This window comes from Alcaligenes nematophilus (assembly GCF_026344155.1).
Taxonomy (GTDB): domain Bacteria; phylum Pseudomonadota; class Gammaproteobacteria; order Burkholderiales; family Burkholderiaceae_B; genus Alcaligenes; species Alcaligenes phenolicus.
Map to the genome: position 1 here is coordinate 598,186 of NZ_JAPKMZ010000001.1, position 17,023 is coordinate 615,208.

19 protein-coding genes are annotated in these 17,023 nt (G+C 56.8%); 4 read left to right on the plus strand and 15 right to left on the minus strand.

Annotation, left to right across the window (positions count from 1 at the left end):
* Window positions 1-103: 103 nt before the first annotated feature.
* The 10 genes from paaK to orn all read right to left on the minus strand — a co-directional run bounded on the left by paaK (window position 104) and on the right by orn (window position 9,076).
* Window positions 104-1,417, minus strand: coding sequence for a phenylacetate--CoA ligase PaaK (gene paaK, locus OSH04_RS02855; RefSeq protein ID WP_026482951.1), 1,314 nt, complete (start codon window positions 1,415-1,417; stop codon window positions 104-106).
* Between the two features lie 74 nt (window positions 1,418-1,491).
* On the minus strand, window positions 1,492-1,953 hold the full coding sequence (paaI, locus tag OSH04_RS02860) for a hydroxyphenylacetyl-CoA thioesterase PaaI (protein ID WP_257112053.1): 462 nt from the start codon (window positions 1,951-1,953) through the stop codon (window positions 1,492-1,494).
* The gene (gene paaG, locus OSH04_RS02865; RefSeq protein WP_009455980.1) at window positions 1,953-2,744 is read right to left on the minus strand and encodes a 2-(1,2-epoxy-1,2-dihydrophenyl)acetyl-CoA isomerase PaaG; all 792 of its coding nucleotides are present in this window, start codon (window positions 2,742-2,744) and stop codon (window positions 1,953-1,955) included. The genes paaI and paaG overlap by 1 nt, the downstream gene beginning before the upstream one ends.
* Window positions 2,745-2,758: 14 nt before the next feature.
* The gene (gene paaN / locus OSH04_RS02870; RefSeq protein ID WP_266107914.1) at window positions 2,759-4,423 is read right to left on the minus strand and encodes a phenylacetic acid degradation protein PaaN; all 1,665 of its coding nucleotides are present in this window, start codon (window positions 4,421-4,423) and stop codon (window positions 2,759-2,761) included.
* A gap of 83 nt (window positions 4,424-4,506) precedes the next feature.
* Window positions 4,507-5,589 (minus strand): 1,2-phenylacetyl-CoA epoxidase subunit PaaE, encoded by a 1,083-nt coding sequence (paaE, locus tag OSH04_RS02875; protein WP_009455981.1) that lies wholly within the window; start codon window positions 5,587-5,589, stop codon window positions 4,507-4,509.
* A gap of 4 nt (window positions 5,590-5,593) precedes the next feature.
* Window positions 5,594-6,094 (minus strand): 1,2-phenylacetyl-CoA epoxidase subunit PaaD, encoded by a 501-nt coding sequence (gene paaD, locus OSH04_RS02880; RefSeq protein ID WP_009455982.1) that lies wholly within the window; start codon window positions 6,092-6,094, stop codon window positions 5,594-5,596.
* Window positions 6,095-6,099: 5 nt separating this feature from the next.
* Window positions 6,100-6,864 (minus strand): 1,2-phenylacetyl-CoA epoxidase subunit PaaC, encoded by a 765-nt coding sequence (paaC, locus tag OSH04_RS02885; RefSeq protein WP_035272706.1) that lies wholly within the window; start codon window positions 6,862-6,864, stop codon window positions 6,100-6,102.
* Between the two features lie 8 nt (window positions 6,865-6,872).
* Window positions 6,873-7,157: a 1,2-phenylacetyl-CoA epoxidase subunit PaaB gene (gene paaB, locus OSH04_RS02890; RefSeq protein ID WP_003799192.1), complete on the minus strand. Its 285-nt coding sequence runs from the start codon at window positions 7,155-7,157 to the stop codon at window positions 6,873-6,875.
* Between the two features lie 94 nt (window positions 7,158-7,251).
* Window positions 7,252-8,244 (minus strand): 1,2-phenylacetyl-CoA epoxidase subunit PaaA, encoded by a 993-nt coding sequence (paaA, locus tag OSH04_RS02895; protein WP_009455984.1) that lies wholly within the window; start codon window positions 8,242-8,244, stop codon window positions 7,252-7,254.
* Window positions 8,245-8,530: 286 nt separating this feature from the next.
* A complete protein-coding gene (gene orn, locus OSH04_RS02900) occupies window positions 8,531-9,076 on the minus strand; it encodes an oligoribonuclease (protein WP_009455985.1) in 546 nt (181 codons plus the stop codon).
* 43 nt (window positions 9,077-9,119) lie between these two features.
* Here orn and OSH04_RS02905 point away from each other — a divergent pair, with 43 nt between their 5' ends.
* Window positions 9,120-10,367, plus strand: a complete 1,248-nt coding sequence (locus tag OSH04_RS02905) for a M48 family metallopeptidase (protein ID WP_009455986.1) — start codon at window positions 9,120-9,122, stop codon at window positions 10,365-10,367.
* Window positions 10,364-11,263 carry a ribosome small subunit-dependent GTPase A gene (gene rsgA, locus OSH04_RS02910; protein WP_083053351.1) on the plus strand — a complete coding sequence of 300 codons (900 nt, stop codon included), beginning with the start codon at window positions 10,364-10,366 and terminating at the stop codon, window positions 11,261-11,263. The genes OSH04_RS02905 and rsgA overlap by 4 nt, the downstream gene beginning before the upstream one ends.
* A gap of 78 nt (window positions 11,264-11,341) precedes the next feature.
* Here the strand turns inward: rsgA and OSH04_RS02915 are convergent, their stop codons facing one another.
* Window positions 11,342-12,013: an NUDIX hydrolase gene (locus tag OSH04_RS02915; protein WP_052159464.1), complete on the minus strand. Its 672-nt coding sequence runs from the start codon at window positions 12,011-12,013 to the stop codon at window positions 11,342-11,344.
* Window positions 12,014-12,166: 153 nt separating this feature from the next.
* Window positions 12,167-12,541 carry a 50S ribosomal protein L19 gene (rplS, locus tag OSH04_RS02920; protein ID WP_003799181.1) on the minus strand — a complete coding sequence of 125 codons (375 nt, stop codon included), beginning with the start codon at window positions 12,539-12,541 and terminating at the stop codon, window positions 12,167-12,169.
* A gap of 272 nt (window positions 12,542-12,813) precedes the next feature.
* On the opposite strand from rplS, the gene OSH04_RS02925 reads away from it, so the two are divergent.
* Both OSH04_RS02925 and OSH04_RS02930 read left to right on the plus strand, forming a co-directional pair.
* Window positions 12,814-13,089 carry a lipoate protein ligase C-terminal domain-containing protein gene (locus OSH04_RS02925; protein ID WP_035272700.1) on the plus strand — a complete coding sequence of 92 codons (276 nt, stop codon included), beginning with the start codon at window positions 12,814-12,816 and terminating at the stop codon, window positions 13,087-13,089.
* Window positions 13,086-13,856 (plus strand): lipoate--protein ligase family protein, encoded by a 771-nt coding sequence (locus OSH04_RS02930; protein ID WP_266107915.1) that lies wholly within the window; start codon window positions 13,086-13,088, stop codon window positions 13,854-13,856. Before OSH04_RS02925 ends, OSH04_RS02930 begins: the two co-directional genes overlap by 4 nt.
* Window positions 13,857-13,887: 31 nt before the next feature.
* Here OSH04_RS02930 and OSH04_RS02935 read toward each other — a convergent pair whose 3' ends face one another.
* The 3 genes from OSH04_RS02935 to OSH04_RS02945 all read right to left on the minus strand — a co-directional run bounded on the left by OSH04_RS02935 (window position 13,888) and on the right by OSH04_RS02945 (window position 16,935).
* A complete protein-coding gene (locus OSH04_RS02935; protein WP_026482961.1) occupies window positions 13,888-14,082 on the minus strand; it encodes a hypothetical protein in 195 nt (64 codons plus the stop codon).
* 207 nt (window positions 14,083-14,289) lie between these two features.
* The gene (locus tag OSH04_RS02940; RefSeq protein WP_009455994.1) at window positions 14,290-14,931 is read right to left on the minus strand and encodes a peroxiredoxin; all 642 of its coding nucleotides are present in this window, start codon (window positions 14,929-14,931) and stop codon (window positions 14,290-14,292) included.
* 186 nt (window positions 14,932-15,117) lie between these two features.
* Window positions 15,118-16,935, minus strand: coding sequence for an acyl-CoA dehydrogenase (locus OSH04_RS02945; protein WP_060185276.1), 1,818 nt, complete (start codon window positions 16,933-16,935; stop codon window positions 15,118-15,120).
* Between the last annotated feature and the right edge of the window lie 88 nt (window positions 16,936-17,023).

Below are 17,023 nucleotides of genomic sequence, written 5' to 3' on the forward strand. Positions count from 1 at the left end.
CGGCCTGGGCCGCCTACCAGCTTGCAATGATACCGTGAGAGCGCGGAATACAAAAACGGCCCTGCCAGAGCAGAGCCGTTTTTTTGACGTCAATCCGCCAGACTTAGAACGCGCGCTTGTCGATCACACGTTTGGCTTTGCCCGTCACGGTACGCTCGACCATGCCGGAGGACTGCACACGAATTCGTGCGCTGACACCGATAAAGGTCTTGATGGAGTGGCTCAGACGGCGGGCCATTTGCTCACGCTCGGCGTCGTTCAGGTGATTGAACTCGGGACGCACTTCAACCAGAATTTCCAGTTCGTCCATATTGCCGTTACGGCTCAATACCAACTGATACTGGGCGGCCAGCTCGGGCATCTTCAGAACCAGTTCTTCGACCTGGGTCGGGAACAGGTTCACGCCACGCACAATGACCATATCGTCGCTGCGGCCCGTAATCTTGCCAATACGGCGCATGCTGCGCGAAGTGGGCGGCAACAGTTGTGTCAGGTCGCGAGTGCGGTAGCGAATGACGGGCATGGCTTCCTTGCTCAGCGAGGTAAAGACCAGTTCACCACTTTCACCCTCAGCCACAGGCTCGCCGGTTTCAGGGTTGATGATTTCGGGGTAGAAATGGTCTTCCCATACCACTGGGCCGTCCTTGCTTTCCACACACTCCATGGCCACGCCCGGGCCCATCACTTCGGACAGACCGTAGATGTCCACGGCGTCGATGCCAGCGCGCTGCTCAATATCCAGACGCATCTGGCCGGTCCAGGGCTCGGCACCAAAAATACCGATACGCAAGGAGGTATCGCGGGGGTCCATGCCCTGGCGCTCGATCTCTTCGACGATATTGCAGAAGTACGAAGGGGTAACCAGAATCACGTCGGGACGGAAATCCTGAATCAGCTGAACTTGTTTTTCAGTCTGGCCACCAGACATGGGAACCACGGTACAACCCAGGCGCTCGGCACCGTAGTGCGCACCCAGACCGCCGGTGAACAGGCCGTAGCCGTAAGCCACATGGGCAATATCACCGGGGCGGGCACCGGCGGCCCACATGGAACGGGCAAACAGATCGGCCCAGGTGGAAATGTCATTGGCAGTGTAGCCCACCACGGTGGGCTTGCCCGTGGTGCCACTGGAAGCGTGCACGCGTGCTACCTGTTCACGGGGAACCGCAAACATCTTGAAGGGGTAGTTGTCACGCAGGTCCTGCTTGGTCGTGAAGGGGAACTTGGAAATGTCCGACAACTGCTTCAAATCGTCGGGGTGCACGCCCGCTTCATCAAATTTCTGCCGATAGTGCGGCACATTCTCGTAAGCATGCTTTAGCGTCCATTTCAGACGCTCCAGCTGCAAGTTGCGGATTTCATCAATACTTGCATGCTCAATGGCATCGCGGCCAACCTGTTCTTTAATTGCTGTCATGGTGTACTCCTGCCCTGCCGCTGGTGTGGTACTTCCGACCCCCCCGGGTCTACAGGGTATGTATCGTCAAAAAATTATTTTTTTTCAATCCCGCCCAATACCGTGCCATTTAGCCGGTACGAGCGCCCACGGAACAAGGCAACGCGCTTGTTGTTCTGGTTGACCACCTCGATGTCATACACCCCGGTGCGACCGGCCAGGGAGGCCTCGACCGCACGAGCGGTCAGGACGTCCCCTTCAAAGGCAGGAGCCAGGTAATCGATAGTGCAGCCGGACGCAACAGTCGGTGCATTGCGAGAATTGCAGGCAAACGCAAAGGTGCTGTCAGCCAACGCAAAAATGAAACCACCGTGACAGGTCTTGTGCCCGTTGAGCATGTCGGCGCGCACCGTCATGCTCATGTCGGCCTTGCCCGGTGCCACGCTATCCAGGCTCAGGCCCAAAGCCTGAGATGCCTGGTCATTGCCATACATATGGTCACTGACCTGCTGGGCCAGTGCTTGTGGGTCTTCAACAGCCATTGCGTTGCTTTGCATTACTTTCCTTTAAATTGGGGGGCACGCTTGCCCAGGAATGCATTAACACCCTCGCGGTAATCTTCGGATGCACCCAGTTCACGCATCAAGTCGCGTTCCAGATCCAACTGTTGATCAAGCGAATGGGCATCACTGGCATAAATCGCTTTCTTGGCATAGGCCAGACCTTTGGTCGGGGCCTGCGCAAAATGGGCGGCCAGTTCGTTCAGGCGAGCCTGGAAAGCGTCATCGTCCACGCACTCCCAGATCAGGCCCCACTGCGCTGCCTGCTCGGCCGAGAGCTTGTCACCCAGCAAAGACAGGCCCATCGCGCGTGCCGTGCCCACCAGACGAGGCAGGAAGAAGGTACCGCCAGTGTCAGGCAGCAAGCCCAGGCGGCAGAATGGCTGGATGAAGCTGGCCGAACGAGTGGCGATCACGATGTCACCGGCCAGAGCCAGGTTCGCGCCAGCACCGGCGGCCACACCATTGACACCCACCACCACAGGGGCCGCCAGCGCACGCAGACGGCGCACCAGCGGTGCGTAGAATTTTTCAATGGTGGCACCCAGATCCACGGGGGCATCGCCCGCGCTCATCTGACGCTCGGACAGGTCCTGGCCGGCGCAAAAGCCACGGCCATTACCAGTCAGAATCAGTACGCGCAGATCCGCGCACTGTTCCACTTTATCCAGAGCCTGAGCCAGCTCGCCGTGCATATCGGCCGTGAAGCTGTTGAGCTTGTCGGGACGATTCAAGGTAATGCGTGCTACGCCATTTTCCAGCTGAAATTGAATACTTTGGTCAGTCACCTGGCCACCCTCCTTTAGAAATGCCAGCGAGTCTGAACGACACGGAAGCGGTTAGCAACATAGGCCGAATCCGACAGGGATGCGTTGGCAGCCGGGTTGGCGCCAGTGCCGTGGAAGTCGCTATAGGCTGCGGTCTGGTTGATGAACACAGCGCCGGTCAGGTTCAGGGACAGGGATACGCCGGAACGCTCGGCCATGCGCTGAATCTTGGCGGTCACGGCATCATCGGTGCTGTAAGCCGACAAGGTCAGTGCGCCGTGCTCGATCACGTTGCGACCTGCCACTTCAATGCTTTGCTCGGTCGAATCGGTTTGCACCACAAAAACGATGGGGCCGAACCATTCTTGTTGAATCTCGGGCTGATCCACACGGGCCTGCAAGACCAACGGTGTACGTACGCGGGCACCGGGGAATGCGGGGTGTTCCAGCGTCTGGCTGTCAGCCAGGATAGGCATGCCCAATTGGCGAGCCTGATCAATACGCTTTGCGCAGGCTTCGTTTTGCACGGCACCCGTAATTTCAACGGCACGGTCCGGATCGGACACCAGCTTTTGCACTGCCTGGGCCAGACCTTGAGCCACTTCGTCAAAGCTCATCACGCCATCGGCAGTACGGATACCGTCACGAGGCACGTAAATGTTTTGAGGGGCGGTACACATCTGGCCGGAGTACAGCGCAAAGGAGAACGCCAGGTTGCGGGCAACCGCTTTGAAATCCTCAACCGAATCAATAATCACCTGATTCACACCAGCTTTTTCGGTGTAGACCAAAGCGTGGCGAGCATTTTCTTCCAACCAGTTGCCGTTCTGGCTGCTGCCGGTAAAGTCGATCAGCTTGACGGCCTTGTTCAGTGCCAATTGCTGGGCGGTGTCTTCCGATGGCTCGTGAGCGGCCAGCAAGACCACATTAGGATTGAAACCGGCTTCGGCCAGCACTTCGCGGGCGACAGCAACGGTAATGGCCAAAGGCAGAATCGCGCCAGGGTGCGGCTTCACAATCACGGTATTGCCGGTTGCCAAGGAAGCAAACAGGCCTGGGTAACCGTTCCAGGTTGGGAAGGTGGAGCAACCAATCACCAGACCAATGCCACGGGGCACGACTTTGAACTGTTTCTTCATCTGGATGGGATCGTGCTTGCCCTGGGGCTTGATCCAGTCAACCAGACCGGGGATACGGGACATTTCCTGCCAGGCGTAGGCCACGGCTTCCAGCGCACGTTCCTGAGCGTGAGGGCCACCGGCCTGGAAGGCCATCATGAAGCCCTGACCCGTGGTGTGCTGCACAGCGTGAGCGATCTCGAAGCTGCGCTGATTCAAACGATGCAGGATTTCCAGGCAAATGCCAACCCAGGCTTGCGGGCCAGCATCGCGCCAGCTGTCCAGCGCCAGTTGCGACTGAGCCAGCAATTGGTCCACCGGCACTTTGGGGTAGCTAATGCCCAGATCAAAACCAAAAGGCGATTGCTCGTTGCCGACTTCACCTTGTGCGCCTTCCAGCGTCAAGGGAAAGGCTTTGCCACGGTAGGCTTCAAAAGCAGCCTGACCATCCTGAGCCGCGGTTTCACCGTAGGCGCGCGGGCTGGGATTTTCAGGATAAGCGCTCCAGAAGTTGCGCTCCAGAATACTGCTCAAAGCCTGATCCAGCGTTGCCTGATGCGTCTTGAAAAAATCTGCTGCCATACAATGTGCTCCTGAAACTAGTAGGACGCCAAGCTGGGAAGCTGGCGTCCAGATTCTTGAAAAACCGCTATGTTGCTGCGGTCTTAGGTTTCCTGATCGAAGTCAATCACCACCCGGTCGGTAACCGGAAAGCTTTGGCAACTGAGCACGAAACCGCGGGCTACTTCGTAATCTTCCAATGCAAAGTTGGCGTCCATGTCCACTTCGCCCTCTACCACTTTGCAACGGCAGGTAGAACAAACCCCACCTTTACAGGAGTAAGGCAATTCCAGCCCTTGCTCCAGTGCCGCGTCCAGAATGCTGCTGTTGCTTTTGCTGATAGTCAGGTTGCGGGTAATGCCGTCCTGAATCACGGTCAGCTCGCACTCTTCCTTGCCCGGAGCCTTGCGCGACTCTTCGCCCGTACGCAGTGCACGTGGGCCTTTGGGAGCGCCGAACAGCTCGAACTTGATCTGGGATTTTTCCAGGCCGTTTTCCTGCAAGGCAGCAACCACCTGCTCGCTCATGTCCTGGGGACCACACACAAAGGCCACGTCCACACTGGCCGGGTCAAACCATTGCTGCATCAACTGGCGCACTTTTTCGCCATCCAGACGGCCGTTGAACAGGTCGATATCCTGCGTTTCCCGGCTCATGATATACACGATGGAGAAACGTTCCATATAGGTGTTTTTCAGGTCCTCGATCTCTTCGCGGAACATGATGGCCGAGGAAGCACGGTTACCGAAAAACAGCGTGAAAGTGGACTTGGGCTCGGTATCCAGCGCGGTTTTTACCAGCGACAGAATCGGTGTAATGCCGCTACCGACCGCAAAGGCGGCGTAACGGTGAGCCTGGCTGGGATCAAAGTCCACGGTGAAGTTGCCATCAGGCGGCATCACTTCCAGGGTGGCGCCCGCTTCCAGATGACTATTGGCCCAGGTGGAGAAAGCGCCATCATTCACACGCTTGATCGCCACGCGCAGCAACCGATCGTGCGGAGCCGCACAGATCGAGTAGGAGCGGCGCAATTCCTGGCCATCCAGGTGAGTGCGCAAGGTCAGATACTGACCGGGACGAAACTGAAACACATCCTGCAAATCCTCGGGCACGGTAAAGGCCACCACCACGGCGTCGCGGGTGCTGCGGGAGACCGAAGCCACAGGAAGAGAATAAAACTGACTCATAGGACTAATGCGCCTTAAAGTAATCGAATGGTTCACCGCAGCTGATGCAGCGATACAGCGCTTTACAGGGTGTGGAGCCAAACTGGCTGATCACCCGTGTATGCGTGGAGCCGCATTGAGGACAGGCCACCACGGGCGCCTCGGGCTGACGCAGCAAACCAGAAATATCAACCGCACTTTGGGCCGGAGGAGCGATACCGTAGTCGCGCAAGGCCAGCTTGCCCTGCTCGCTCATCCAATCGGTCGTCCAGGCCGGTGACAACTTGGTATCCACCCGAACCTGCTCGATACCGGCCTGTTGCAAGGCCTGTTCAATCGAGTGGCTCATTTCGTACATCGCCGGACAACCGGAGTAGGTCGGTGTGATGGTGACCACACACACGTCCTGCTCCCAACTCACGTCACGCACAATGCCCAGGTCCAGCAGGGAGATCACGGGGATCTCCGGGTCTGGCACCGTGGCCAGCACTTGCATGACCTGCTCGGTGCTCCAGGTCTGTGTCATGGCGATCACCAAGTGGCGTCAGGATACATACGTGGCAGGTGCTGCATTTCTGCCAACAGAAACCCTAACGCTTCCGTGTGACGGCCTTGGGGACCACCACGGTAGGCCTTGTGCTGAGCATCCTGCTCGGCCGGGCAACGCAAGGTGGCGCGCTCCAGCGCATTCTGGATGTACTCCAGGCAAGGCTGCCACAGGCTGGCCATCAAAGGCACAGCCTGACGCTGAGCCAGTTCCTCAGTGACCTCGTCATCCAGGAACAGCTCACCCAGGTAGAACCAGGCATCATCAATGGCTTTTTGCATGCGCTTGTGGCTTTCCGGGGTGCCATCACCCAGGCGCACGATCAAGTCGGTCGAGCGGCGCAGGTGATACAGCACTTCTTTATGTGCCTTCTGGGCAATCTCGCGAATCTGCTCGTCGCTGGATTCGATCAACTGCTCCAGCAGGAAGCAATGCCAGGCATCAAACAGGAACTGACGTGCCAGCGTGTCGCCGTAGTGACCATTCTCACGCTCCACCAACAAGTAGTTGGTGTACTCGTGGACGTCTCGGTGATAGGCCAGACGATCTTCGTCCCGGCCCTGACCTTCGGTCTCGCCTGCCAGTGTCAGCCACATACGGGCCTGACCCAGCAAGTCCAGTGCCGTATTGGCACAGGCCAGTTCTTCTTCCAGAGCCGGGCCGTGGCCAGTCCACTCACCCAGGCGCTGAGCCAGCACCAGGGTGGAATCGCCCATGCGCAGGGCGTAGGAAAACAAAGCTTTGTCCATACCAGTTCCTACATATTGATGCCGTCAGGCATGGGGAAAAACGTAGGGTGACGGTAGACCTTGGTGTTGGATGGCTCGAACAGCGGGCCTTTGTCACCAGGGCTGGAAGCAGCGATATCGGCTGCACGTACGACCCAGATGCTCACGCCTTCGTTACGGCGGGTGTACACATCACGGGCATTGTTGATGGCCATTTCGGCGTCCGGAGCATGCAGGCTGCCTACGTGCTTGTGGGCCAAGCCATGCTGGCTGCGAATGAAAACTTCCCACAGGGGCCAATCGTTCTTGCTCATAACTGAAAATTCCTTGCTGTGCAGCGGCGCTGTCAAAGCGCCTGCTGCGAATCGGATCGAATCAGAAACCGTGCTGGTTTCCTAGCCTTCTTGATCAGGCCACCTTGCGGACGGCTTCCTGCTTTTGGGCATGTGCATCCAGTGCATCACGGAACCAGGCGCCGTTCTCGTGGGCCTGGACTCGGGCTTCGAGTCGCTCACGATTACAGGGACCATTGCCCTTGATCACCGCCCAGAATTCTTCCCAGTCGATCTCGCCAAAGTCGTAGTGACCGCGCTCTTCGTTCCAGCGTAGATCAGGGTCAGGAATGGTCAGACCCAGGTACTCGGCCTGAGGCACGGTCTGGTCCACCATCTTCTGGCGCAGTTCGTCGTTGGAGAACAGCTTGATCTTCCACTGCATGGACTGGGCGCTGTTGGTGGAGTCCGCATCCGAAGGACCGAACATCATCAAGGCAGGCCACCACCAGCGGTTGATGGAATCCTGAACCATGGCCTTTTGCTCCGGCGTACCGTGCAGGCACATCTGAATCAGCAAGTCGTAACCCTGGCGCTGGTGGAAGGACTCTTCCTTGCACACGCGCACCATGGCACGGGCATAAGGACCGTAGGAGCAGCGGCACAGCGGAATCTGGTTGATGATGGCCGAGCCATCGACCAGCCAGCCGATCATGCCGATATCAGCCCAGTTCAATGTTGGGTAGTTAAAAATACTGGAGTACTTGGCTTTGCCCGACAGCAGATCGTCGACCAGCTTGTCACGGCTTACGCCCAGCGTTTCGGCCGCGCTGTACAGGTACAGACCGTGACCGGCCTCGTCCTGCACCTTGGCCATCAAGATGGCTTTGCGCTTGAGCGAAGGGGCGCGGGTAATCCAGTTACCTTCGGGCAGCATCCCGACAACCTCGGAGTGTGCGTGCTGAGAAATCTGGCGAACCAAGGTTTTGCGATAGGCTTCGGGCATCCAGTCCCTGGCTTCGATGCGGACACCCTCATCGATGCGCTCTTGGAACCGACGCTCTTCGTCGGACATCTGCTCGATATCCTGGACCTGCTTGACGCCTGTCTCTACAAGTTGTGCATACATGACCATCCCCGGTAAGAGTGCAGAAAGCGCCCAAACAAATTTGTTTCGACGCAAACCATATACACTTCATTATTTAATACGAAAAATGTGATGTCAATCGTAAAACCGTATCATATGGCCTTGAAGCAGATACTTTAAGGGTAAATACTTAGACGTAAAAAAACCGAGGTGCGACAAATCGCTATCCTCGGTTTTGATCCTGCCAATGTGTCCCCGCCTACAGCTGCAGCGCGCTCACGAACCGTGCCGGGACCCGCATCCCTTCTGCCCTGCCTGCCCTTCCCGTTTACAGACGGATGAAGTGCTCGCGGTAGTGTTTCAGCTCGTCAATGGACTCGTAAATATCGGCCAAGGCCTCGTGGCGGCTTTGCTTGACGAAACTTTTAACCACTTCAGGCTTCCAACGCAAAGCCAGTTCTTTCAGAGTGCTGACATCCAGATTGCGATAGTGGAAGAAAGCCTCCAGACGAGGCATGTAGCGGTACATGAAACGACGGTCCTGGCTGATGGTGTTGCCACACAGGGGCGACTTGCCAGCCGGTACGTGCTCTTTCAGGAATTCCAGCAACTGATCCTCGGCTTGCGCTTCGGTCAGGGTAGAAGCTTTGACCTTGTCGATCAGGCCGCTACGGCCATGCGTACCCTTGTTCCAGGCGTCCATGCCATCGAGCAATGCATTGCTTTGATGAACCACCAGAACCGGGCCTTCCGCCACCAGAGTCAAGTCTGCTTCTGTTACCACGACCGCAACTTCGATGATGCGCTCTTTGTCCGGATCCAGTCCTGTCATCTCCATATCGAGCCAGACCAGACGCTGTGTATGAACCGCCATATAATCATTCCTCAAAACGCCCATTTTACATATAGCCGCCTACATGCTGACTTTGTTGTTCATTATCTTTCTGCTTGCAGACGTTTTGCTGCGCTTTTATTTAGGCCTGCGGCAGATCCGGCACGTTTATCGTCATCAGAACGAGGTGCCGGCCGAGTTTTCCGAACGCATTGGCCTGCATAGCCATCAACGTGCGGCACGCTACACCATCGCACGCACCCGGCTGGGTTTAAGCGAGCGCCTGGTAGAGGCCCTGGTCTTGCTGGGCTTTACGCTGCTGGGCGGTCTGCAATGGCTGGATGTCACGCTGGGCAACTGGATCAGTCATGAACTGCTGCGTCAGCTAACCCTGATTGGCGCTGTCCTGGCGATTATGGGTGTCGTGGGCCTGCCTTTTGCCTGGTATCGCAAGTTTGTACTGGAAGCGCGCTTTGGTTTTAACCGCATGAAGCCTGCCCTGTTCTTTGCCGATACCGCCAAAACTCTGATCATCGTCCTGATTCTGGGTACACCCTTGTGTGCCGCCCTGCTCAGTCTGATGGATTGGGCAGGCCCTTCATGGCCCTGGTACGGCTGGGGTCTGTGGCTGGTTTTCAATCTGCTGGTGCTGTGGCTGTACCCGCGCGTTATCGCCCCTATTTTCAATACCTTCAAACCACTGGAAGATGCCAGCCTGCGTGAACGCATCAATGCCCTGGCGCAGCGTTGCGGCTTTCAAACCAATGGCTTGTATGTGATGGATGGCTCGCGCCGCTCCGCCCATGGCAATGCGTACTTCACCGGCCTGGGTCGCCAAAAGCGCATCGTGTTTTTTGATACCTTGCTGAACAAGCTCCAGCCCGAAGAAGTGGAAGCCGTGCTGGCGCATGAGCTGGGCCACTTCAAGCATCGCCATATCCAACGCCGTCTGCTGATCAGCGTATTCACATCCCTGATCTTTTTTCTGCTGGCCGGCTGGGCCTGGGGCAAGGTGGGCTTTTATACCGGGCTGGGCGTGATTCCCCAGTTAGGTCGCCCCAACGACGCCCTGGCCCTGATTCTATTCTTTATGGTGGTCCCCACCTTCACCTTCTGGATGGGCCCCTTGAGCGCCCTGCTCTCGCGCCGGGACGAATATCAGGCCGACAGCTTTGCCGCCCAGCACAGCCAGGCCCAGGACTTGATCAGCGCCTTGCTCAAGCTCTATAACGACAATGCCGCAACCTTGACGCCCGACCCTATGCACTCTGCCTTTTACGATAGCCACCCCAACGCGATTGATCGCATTCGACACCTGAAAAGCCTGGCATGACATCTAAATACATTAGCGGTCTGGTGACCGCCGCCCACGGTCGTCACTACTTTGTCGAACTGCCTGATGGCGAAACGATCAAGTGCTTCCCTCGTGGAAAAAAAGCCGGGATTGCGGTTGGCGATCAAGTCGATGTGTTGATGCAGGCCAAAGGGGAAGGCTCTATTGAGGCGGTGCAAGAAAGGCGCAATCTGCTATATCGCTCTGACGACTTCCGCACCAAGCAGTTTGCCGCCAATATTGATCAGCTTCTGATTGTGGTGGCGCCAGAACCCGTTTACTCCGAAGACTTGCTGGGGCGCGCCCTGGTCGCGGCCTGGAGTGTGGATATTGAGCCGGTGATTATTCTGAACAAGGCCGATCTGAGCACCCACCTAGAGCGCGCACGCGCCAAGCTGGCCCCTATCGCCGCCCTGGGCGTCCCTATTCTGGAAATGGTGGCGCTGGAGCCAGAACAGACACGGGAAGCGCTGGCCCCCTGGCTGGCGAACAAACGTACCTTGCTGTTGGGGCAAAGCGGCATGGGTAAATCCACCCTGCTCAATGCCCTGGTCCCCGATGCCGGCGCGCTGACCCAGGAATACTCGCAAGCCTTGGGGGCGGGCCGACACACAACCACCAGCACCCGCCTGTATCACCTGCCCAATAGCGGCGACCTGATCGACAGCCCCGGCTTCCAGGCCTTTGGCCTGTCGCATATGACACAGGAAGATATTGCGCACGGCTTCCCCGATTTCCGAAAAGCGGTGGAGTCCTGCCGCTTTTATAACTGCACCCACAGGCATGAACCGGGCTGTGGCGTACTGGCGGCCATCGAAGCAGGCAGCATTCACCCTGAACGGCACGCGCTATACCAGCGTTTGCTGGCCGAGCACGAAAACAAGCCACGCTATTAAGGGAACAAGGGGCAAAGCAAAACGCCCCTTTTTTGTGAAGGCGGGATACGCTGCAAAGCGCCCGCCTGTCAGGCCTGATTACAGGCCTTTGGCGTGAGTATCCCCACCGGCAGACAACTGCACCCAGGCAGCCGACAAGTGGTGATAAAGATTACGGATCAAGACCGCCGTAGCACCCCAGATAAAGTACGGCCCCCAAGGGATGGAGAAGTAGTAACGCCCTGCCCCGTCCGGCAAATCGGCGTGATGCAATTGATGACGCTGCGGGTCCAGCAGGACCGACAAGGGCACTTCAAAGACCTCGGCCACTTCCGAGCTATCGGGCAACACCTGAAAACCCTCTTGCAGCTCGCCAATAATGGGGCGCATCGCAAACTGGGTACTGGTTACAAAAATAGGATGCTGACCCAGATAACGCACAAAGCGCGGCTCGATGCCGATCTCTTCCTGGGTTTCACGCAAGGCGGCTTCGACTGGCCCCAGATCCGAGGCTTCAATACGACCACCGGGAAAACTGATCTGCCCCGCATGATTGTGCAGGTGCATGGCCCGACGCGTAAAAATGACGGTGGGCCCTTCGGGGCGCTGCATCACGCCAATACAGACGGCGGAGCGCACATTCATGGAACCGGGCAAAAACTCTGGATAAAAGGAGCTGCGAAACAAAGGCTCGACCTGCCACTGTATGGGCTGGGCAAAAGCGCTACGCAGAAAATCCAGTTGCTGGGCCTGAGCAGGCAATTCAGGCAAAGAGTCTAATGCAACCAGAGGCTGGCTGCGAGGGTCGAATCCAGGAACGATAACGGGCCTGATACGAGGCTTATCCATAAGAACTGGTATGTGATCCCACATAAAAACAAAGGCACCCGCCTGGGTGCCTTTGCATCGCTGTTCGCTTGGGAATTAGTTACCCGAACGACGGACGAGTTTTTCTTTGATGCGAGCGGCTTTACCCGAGCGATCGCGCAGATAGTACAGTTTAGCACGACGCACAGCGCCACGACGCTTGACTTCGATGCTGGCGATCTGAGGGGAATACAGCTGGAATGTACGCTCAACAGCTTCGCCCGAAGAAATCTTGCGAACGATGAAAGAAGAGTTCAGACCACGATTGCGACGGCCGATAACCACGCCTTCGTAAGCCTGGACACGCTTACGCGTACCTTCAACCACGTTTACGTTCACAACAACAGTGTCACCAGGACCGAACTCGGGAGGCAGCTTGCCACCGGTCAGGCGCTGGATTTCTTCTTGCTCAAGAATAGCGATCAAATCCACGATTGACTCCAAAACCATCGTATCAGCCGCACACATTATAAAAATCGCGCTGACAGAGGATGAAAAAATGATTAGCCCATGATTCTATCAGCAAAAAGCCTGAATTACCAAGCTTTTTGACTGATCGCAGCGTCGTTTCCCGGCGTTTAACTACGCTAAAATACGACACTTTGGGCACGGTGCCCCCGTATTAAACGCAGCAAAGGCGGAAATTTACTCGCTTCGCCCTCCCCTTGGCAAAAAGGGGCCGACCTTATCAAAGGACACAGTCTATGCATGCTGAATACAAAGTCCCTGGCGGCAAGCTGGTCGTGATCGATCTGGATGTCAAAGACCATATGATCGAACAAGCACGATTGAGCGGCGACTTTTTTCTGGAACCCCCCGAAGCACTGAGCCTGATTAACCAGGCCCTGCAGGGTCTGTCCGTCAACAGCAGTGCCGAAGAAATTGCGGCTCACGTTAGCCGCGCCCTGCCCAAGGACATTGAAATGTTCGGTCTGGACCCGCAAGCCATTGGCGTGGTCGTGCGGAGGGCCTTGGCATGATGAGCTGGAACGAGTTGCCTTGGGAACTGGTCCATATGGAGCCGCAACCCGCTGCCCTGCATATGGCCCTGGATGAAATCATCACCCAGGAAGTCAGTGAAGGCACCCGCGCCCCCACCCTGCGCATCTGGGAGTGGCAGGAAGCGGCGGTGGTGATTGGGCGTTTCCAGTCCTTGCGCAATGAAATTGAAGCCGAGGCAGCTACCCGTCACGGTATACGCGTCGTGCGTCGTATCAGCGGCGGTGGTGCCATGTTCATCGAGCCAGGCAACACCATAACGTATTCGCTCAGCGTACCCAAGCAGTTTGTAGCCGGCATGACGTTTCAGGAGTCCTACGAGTTTCTGGATTCCTGGGTGATCGAAGCCCTGCGCGAAATTGGTATTGATGCCTGGTACCAACCGCTGAACGACATTACCAGCGCCGGTGGAAAAATTGGCGGTGCCGCACAAGCACGCCGTGGCAATGCTGTCTTGCACCATGTGACCATGGCCTACGACATTGATGCTGACAAGATGCTGGAAGTCTTGCGCATTGGCAAAGAAAAGCTCTCGGATAAAGGCACCACCAGCGCCAAGAAACGCGTGGACCCTATCCGCAGTCAAACCGGCATGAGCCGCCAGGCTGTGATTGAAGCCATGCTGGACGTGTTCCGCAAAAAGACGGCACTTCAACCCCGCACACTGGAAACACCCACACTGGAGCAGGCCGAAAAACTGGCACGTGACCGTTTCCTGTCAAACGACTGGACACAACTGGTGCCCTGATCGCCCCTTGGAACAGCACAAGGGCGTGGCCTTAAAACCCGCCCATGCTGCCCAACCACAACAAGCCAGGAATACTGGCACCCCACACGGCAACCAAACACACATCCATGACCTTGGCCTTGAAAGACAGAGGCTTGGTGAACGGACTGGACGAGGCTGCGGAACGGACTGGTCCACGGAAACGTGGAGTGGCTTGAGGACGGTAATGACGGCTTGGACTGGACATGGCTAACTCCGTTTACTGTTTTCTTATACAGTACTGTACTTAAAACCAGCATCGAGCGCAATTAGTACCTGCGCTGATGTTGCGCCTTGTCCACTGATGCGCTGAGCCCAAGCGAGAGCCGTCTACCTGGAAAGGCTGTACCCACAAAAAAGCCCTCGTGCCATAAGCAGGAGGGCTTTCTGACTGAGCCTAAAGGCCAAGTGGCGATTACTTGTTAGGCTGAGGCGTCACACGCAGGTAAGGACGGATCTCGGTGTAGCCTTTGGGGAATTTCTGCTTCAGAACTTCCGGATCTTTCAGGCTGGGAACGATGATCACGTCGTCGCCGTCTTCCCAGTTCACTGGCGTGGCCACGCTGTGGCTGTCGGTCAGTTGCAGGGAATCGATCACGCGCAGGATTTCGTTGAAGTTGCGGCCCGTGCTGGCTGGGTAAGTGATGATCAGACGCACTTTCTTGGCCGGGTCGATGATGAACACCGAACGCACTGTCACGGTGGTGCTGGCGTTGGGGTGGATCATATCGTACAGATCCGACACCTTGCGGTCAGCATCAGCCAGGATGGGGAAGTTAACGGTGGTTTTTTGAGTTTCGTTGATGTCATCAATCCACTTGCCGTGGGAATCAACGTCGTCAACGGAAACGGCAATCACTTTCACGCCGCGCTTGGCGAACTCATCCGCCAGCTTGGCGGTGTAACCCAGTTCGGTGGTGCACACAGGCGTAAAGTCGGCTGGGTGGGAGAACAGAACGCCCCAGCTATTACCCAAGAACTCGTGAAACTTGATGGTGCCAGCGGAGGATTTTTGTTCAAAATCAGGGGCCAGGTCACCCAGACGAAGTGTAGCCATTACGTTCCTCTTTTCGAAATGCAGCCGCGATCAGGAGATCACCGACTTAAATAATCAGGACTAGTCAGATGATTTTGTCAGTATAAAGAGTACGTTTCAAATAATTAAACGTTATATCAATATACCCAAAAAAGGCCCGGCAGCCAAAGAAGCTGCGCGGGCCTTCATGCCTTGGGGCTGATCGAGTTACAGCAACTCAGTCGACAGGTAAGGAGTCAGCTCCACACCATCCGCTACGGACTGTGCCAAGGCACCGGCACGTGGCAGCAAGTGGCTGGCAAAGAACACGCTGGTCGAGAGCTTGCGGCGCAGGAATGGATCCTGACTGCCTTCGCTCAATGCTTTCTCTGCAGCCAAAGCGGCACGGGCCATTTGCCAGCCAGTCAGCACATAGCCGGACAGCATCAAGAATGGCACGCTGCCAAGGAACACGGCAGGCAGGTCTTTCTGAGCGTTCATCAAGGTGAACATGGCAGCGCGTTCCACGCTCTTCACACCGGCTTCCAGACGATCGGCGATCAAGGTCAAGGCAGCTTTGTGATCACCGCCTTGAGCCGCACGTTCACGCAGCTTGGCAACAGTCGCGCCTAACTCGGGAGCCAGGCCTTGGATCACAGCGCCGGCATCCCGCAGAACCTTGCGACCGATGAAGTCATTGGCCTGAATCGCGGTTGTCCCTTCGTAGATAGGCAGAATGCGCGAGTCGCGGTAGTGCTGGGCCGCACCCGTTTCCTCGATAAAGCCCATACCACCGTGCACCTGCACGCCCAGGGAAGTCACTTCCAGGGACATTTCAGTGCTGAAACCCTTGACCACAGGCACCAGGAACTCGTACAGAGCCTGGTAGCGCTTGCGGGCATTTTCGTCAGCACTGTGACGCGCCTTGTCGTTCACACCGGCAGCAAAGTAAGCCAAGGCACGGGAGCCTTCTGTCAGAGCACGCATTTGCACCAGCATGCGCTGCACGTCGGGGTGATGGGCAATCGACACAGCCTTGCCGCCAGTCAAAGGAGCACCCTGCACACGCTCGTTGGCGTATTCAAGAGCCTGCTGGAATGCACGTTCGGCCACGGCGATACCTTGCACGCCCACCGCGTAACGGGCCGCGTTCATCATGATGAACATGTACTTCAGGCCTTCATTTTCCTTGCCGACCAGGTAGCCGACGGCACCCTCGCCCACATCACCTTTGCCCGAGCCATACAGCAGCACAGCGGTTGGGCTACCGTGGATGCCCAGCTTGTGCTCCAACGAAGCACACCAGACGTCGTTACGGGCACCCAGGGAGCCATCGTCGTTCACCATGAACTTGGGCACGATGAAAAGCGAGATCCCTTTCACACCGGCAGGTGCATCAGGCGTACGGGCCAGCACCAAATGGACGATGTTCTCGGCCATATCGTGCTCGCCGTAGGTGATGAAAATCTTTTGACCGCTGATGCGGTAGCTGCCGTCATCCTGAGGAACAGCACGGCTGGCAACCTGGGCCAGATCCGAACCGGCCTGAGGCTCGGTCAAGTTCATGGTGCCGGTCCAGCGGCCTTCCAGCAAAGGAGGCAGGAAACGTTGTTTCTGTTCTTCCGAGCCAACCATGGACACGGCTTCGATCACGCCGTCGGTCAGCAAAGGGCACAGGGAAAAAGCCAGGTTGGCAGCATTGATGTTTTCACATGCCACGGCGCCGATCAGCTTGGGCAAGCCTTGGCCACCCAGTTCGGCTTCGTGCTGCAAACCCTGCCAGCCAGCTTTTGCAAATTCTTCAAAGGCTTTCTTGAAGCCGGGTGTGGTGGTGACCACACCATCATTCCACTTGGCGCCATTCTGATCACCGGCGCGGTTCAAAGGTGCTACTTCCTGCTCAACGAAGCGGGCGTTCTCATCAATAATGGCATCGATCAACTCGGCCGAGAAATCCTCAAAGCCAGGCAATTCCAGCACACCAGGTAGATCAGCCAGCTCTGTAAGTGCAAAGCGGATGTCTTGGGTGGGTACACGATACGTCATGAACACTCCTACACAGAAACAAAAAGGACCGAAGCCACAATCAGGCCCCTAGGATATACGCACTGAAAAAAAGCCTGCTGGAGAAGTC

Excerpts from the sequence above, each read along its gene's own strand:
- paaK (WP_026482951.1), bottom strand. The coding sequence starts at position 1,417 with ATGACAGCAATTAAAGAACAGGTTGGCCGCGATGCCATTGAGCATGCA.
- paaI (WP_257112053.1), bottom strand. The coding sequence starts at position 1,953 with ATGCAAAGCAACGCAATGGCTGTTGAAGACCCACAAGCACTGGCCCAG.
- paaN (WP_266107914.1), bottom strand. The coding sequence starts at position 4,423 with ATGGCAGCAGATTTTTTCAAGACGCATCAGGCAACGCTGGATCAGGCT.
- paaE (WP_009455981.1), bottom strand. The coding sequence starts at position 5,589 with ATGAGTCAGTTTTATTCTCTTCCTGTGGCTTCGGTCTCCCGCAGCACC.
- paaD (WP_009455982.1), bottom strand. The coding sequence starts at position 6,094 with ATGACACAGACCTGGAGCACCGAGCAGGTCATGCAAGTGCTGGCCACG.
- paaC (WP_035272706.1), bottom strand. The coding sequence starts at position 6,864 with ATGGACAAAGCTTTGTTTTCCTACGCCCTGCGCATGGGCGATTCCACC.
- paaB (WP_003799192.1), bottom strand. The coding sequence starts at position 7,157 with ATGAGCAAGAACGATTGGCCCCTGTGGGAAGTTTTCATTCGCAGCCAG.
- paaA (WP_009455984.1), bottom strand. The coding sequence starts at position 8,244 with ATGTATGCACAACTTGTAGAGACAGGCGTCAAGCAGGTCCAGGATATC.
- orn (WP_009455985.1), bottom strand. The coding sequence starts at position 9,076 with ATGGCGGTTCATACACAGCGTCTGGTCTGGCTCGATATGGAGATGACA.
- OSH04_RS02905 (WP_009455986.1), top strand. The coding sequence starts at position 9,120 with ATGCTGACTTTGTTGTTCATTATCTTTCTGCTTGCAGACGTTTTGCTG.
- rsgA (WP_083053351.1), top strand. The coding sequence starts at position 10,364 with ATGACATCTAAATACATTAGCGGTCTGGTGACCGCCGCCCACGGTCGT.
- OSH04_RS02925 (WP_035272700.1), top strand. The coding sequence starts at position 12,814 with ATGCATGCTGAATACAAAGTCCCTGGCGGCAAGCTGGTCGTGATCGAT.
- OSH04_RS02930 (WP_266107915.1), top strand. The coding sequence starts at position 13,086 with ATGATGAGCTGGAACGAGTTGCCTTGGGAACTGGTCCATATGGAGCCG.
- OSH04_RS02935 (WP_026482961.1), bottom strand. The coding sequence starts at position 14,082 with ATGTCCAGTCCAAGCCGTCATTACCGTCCTCAAGCCACTCCACGTTTC.
- OSH04_RS02940 (WP_009455994.1), bottom strand. The coding sequence starts at position 14,931 with ATGGCTACACTTCGTCTGGGTGACCTGGCCCCTGATTTTGAACAAAAA.
- OSH04_RS02945 (WP_060185276.1), bottom strand. The coding sequence starts at position 16,935 with ATGACGTATCGTGTACCCACCCAAGACATCCGCTTTGCACTTACAGAG.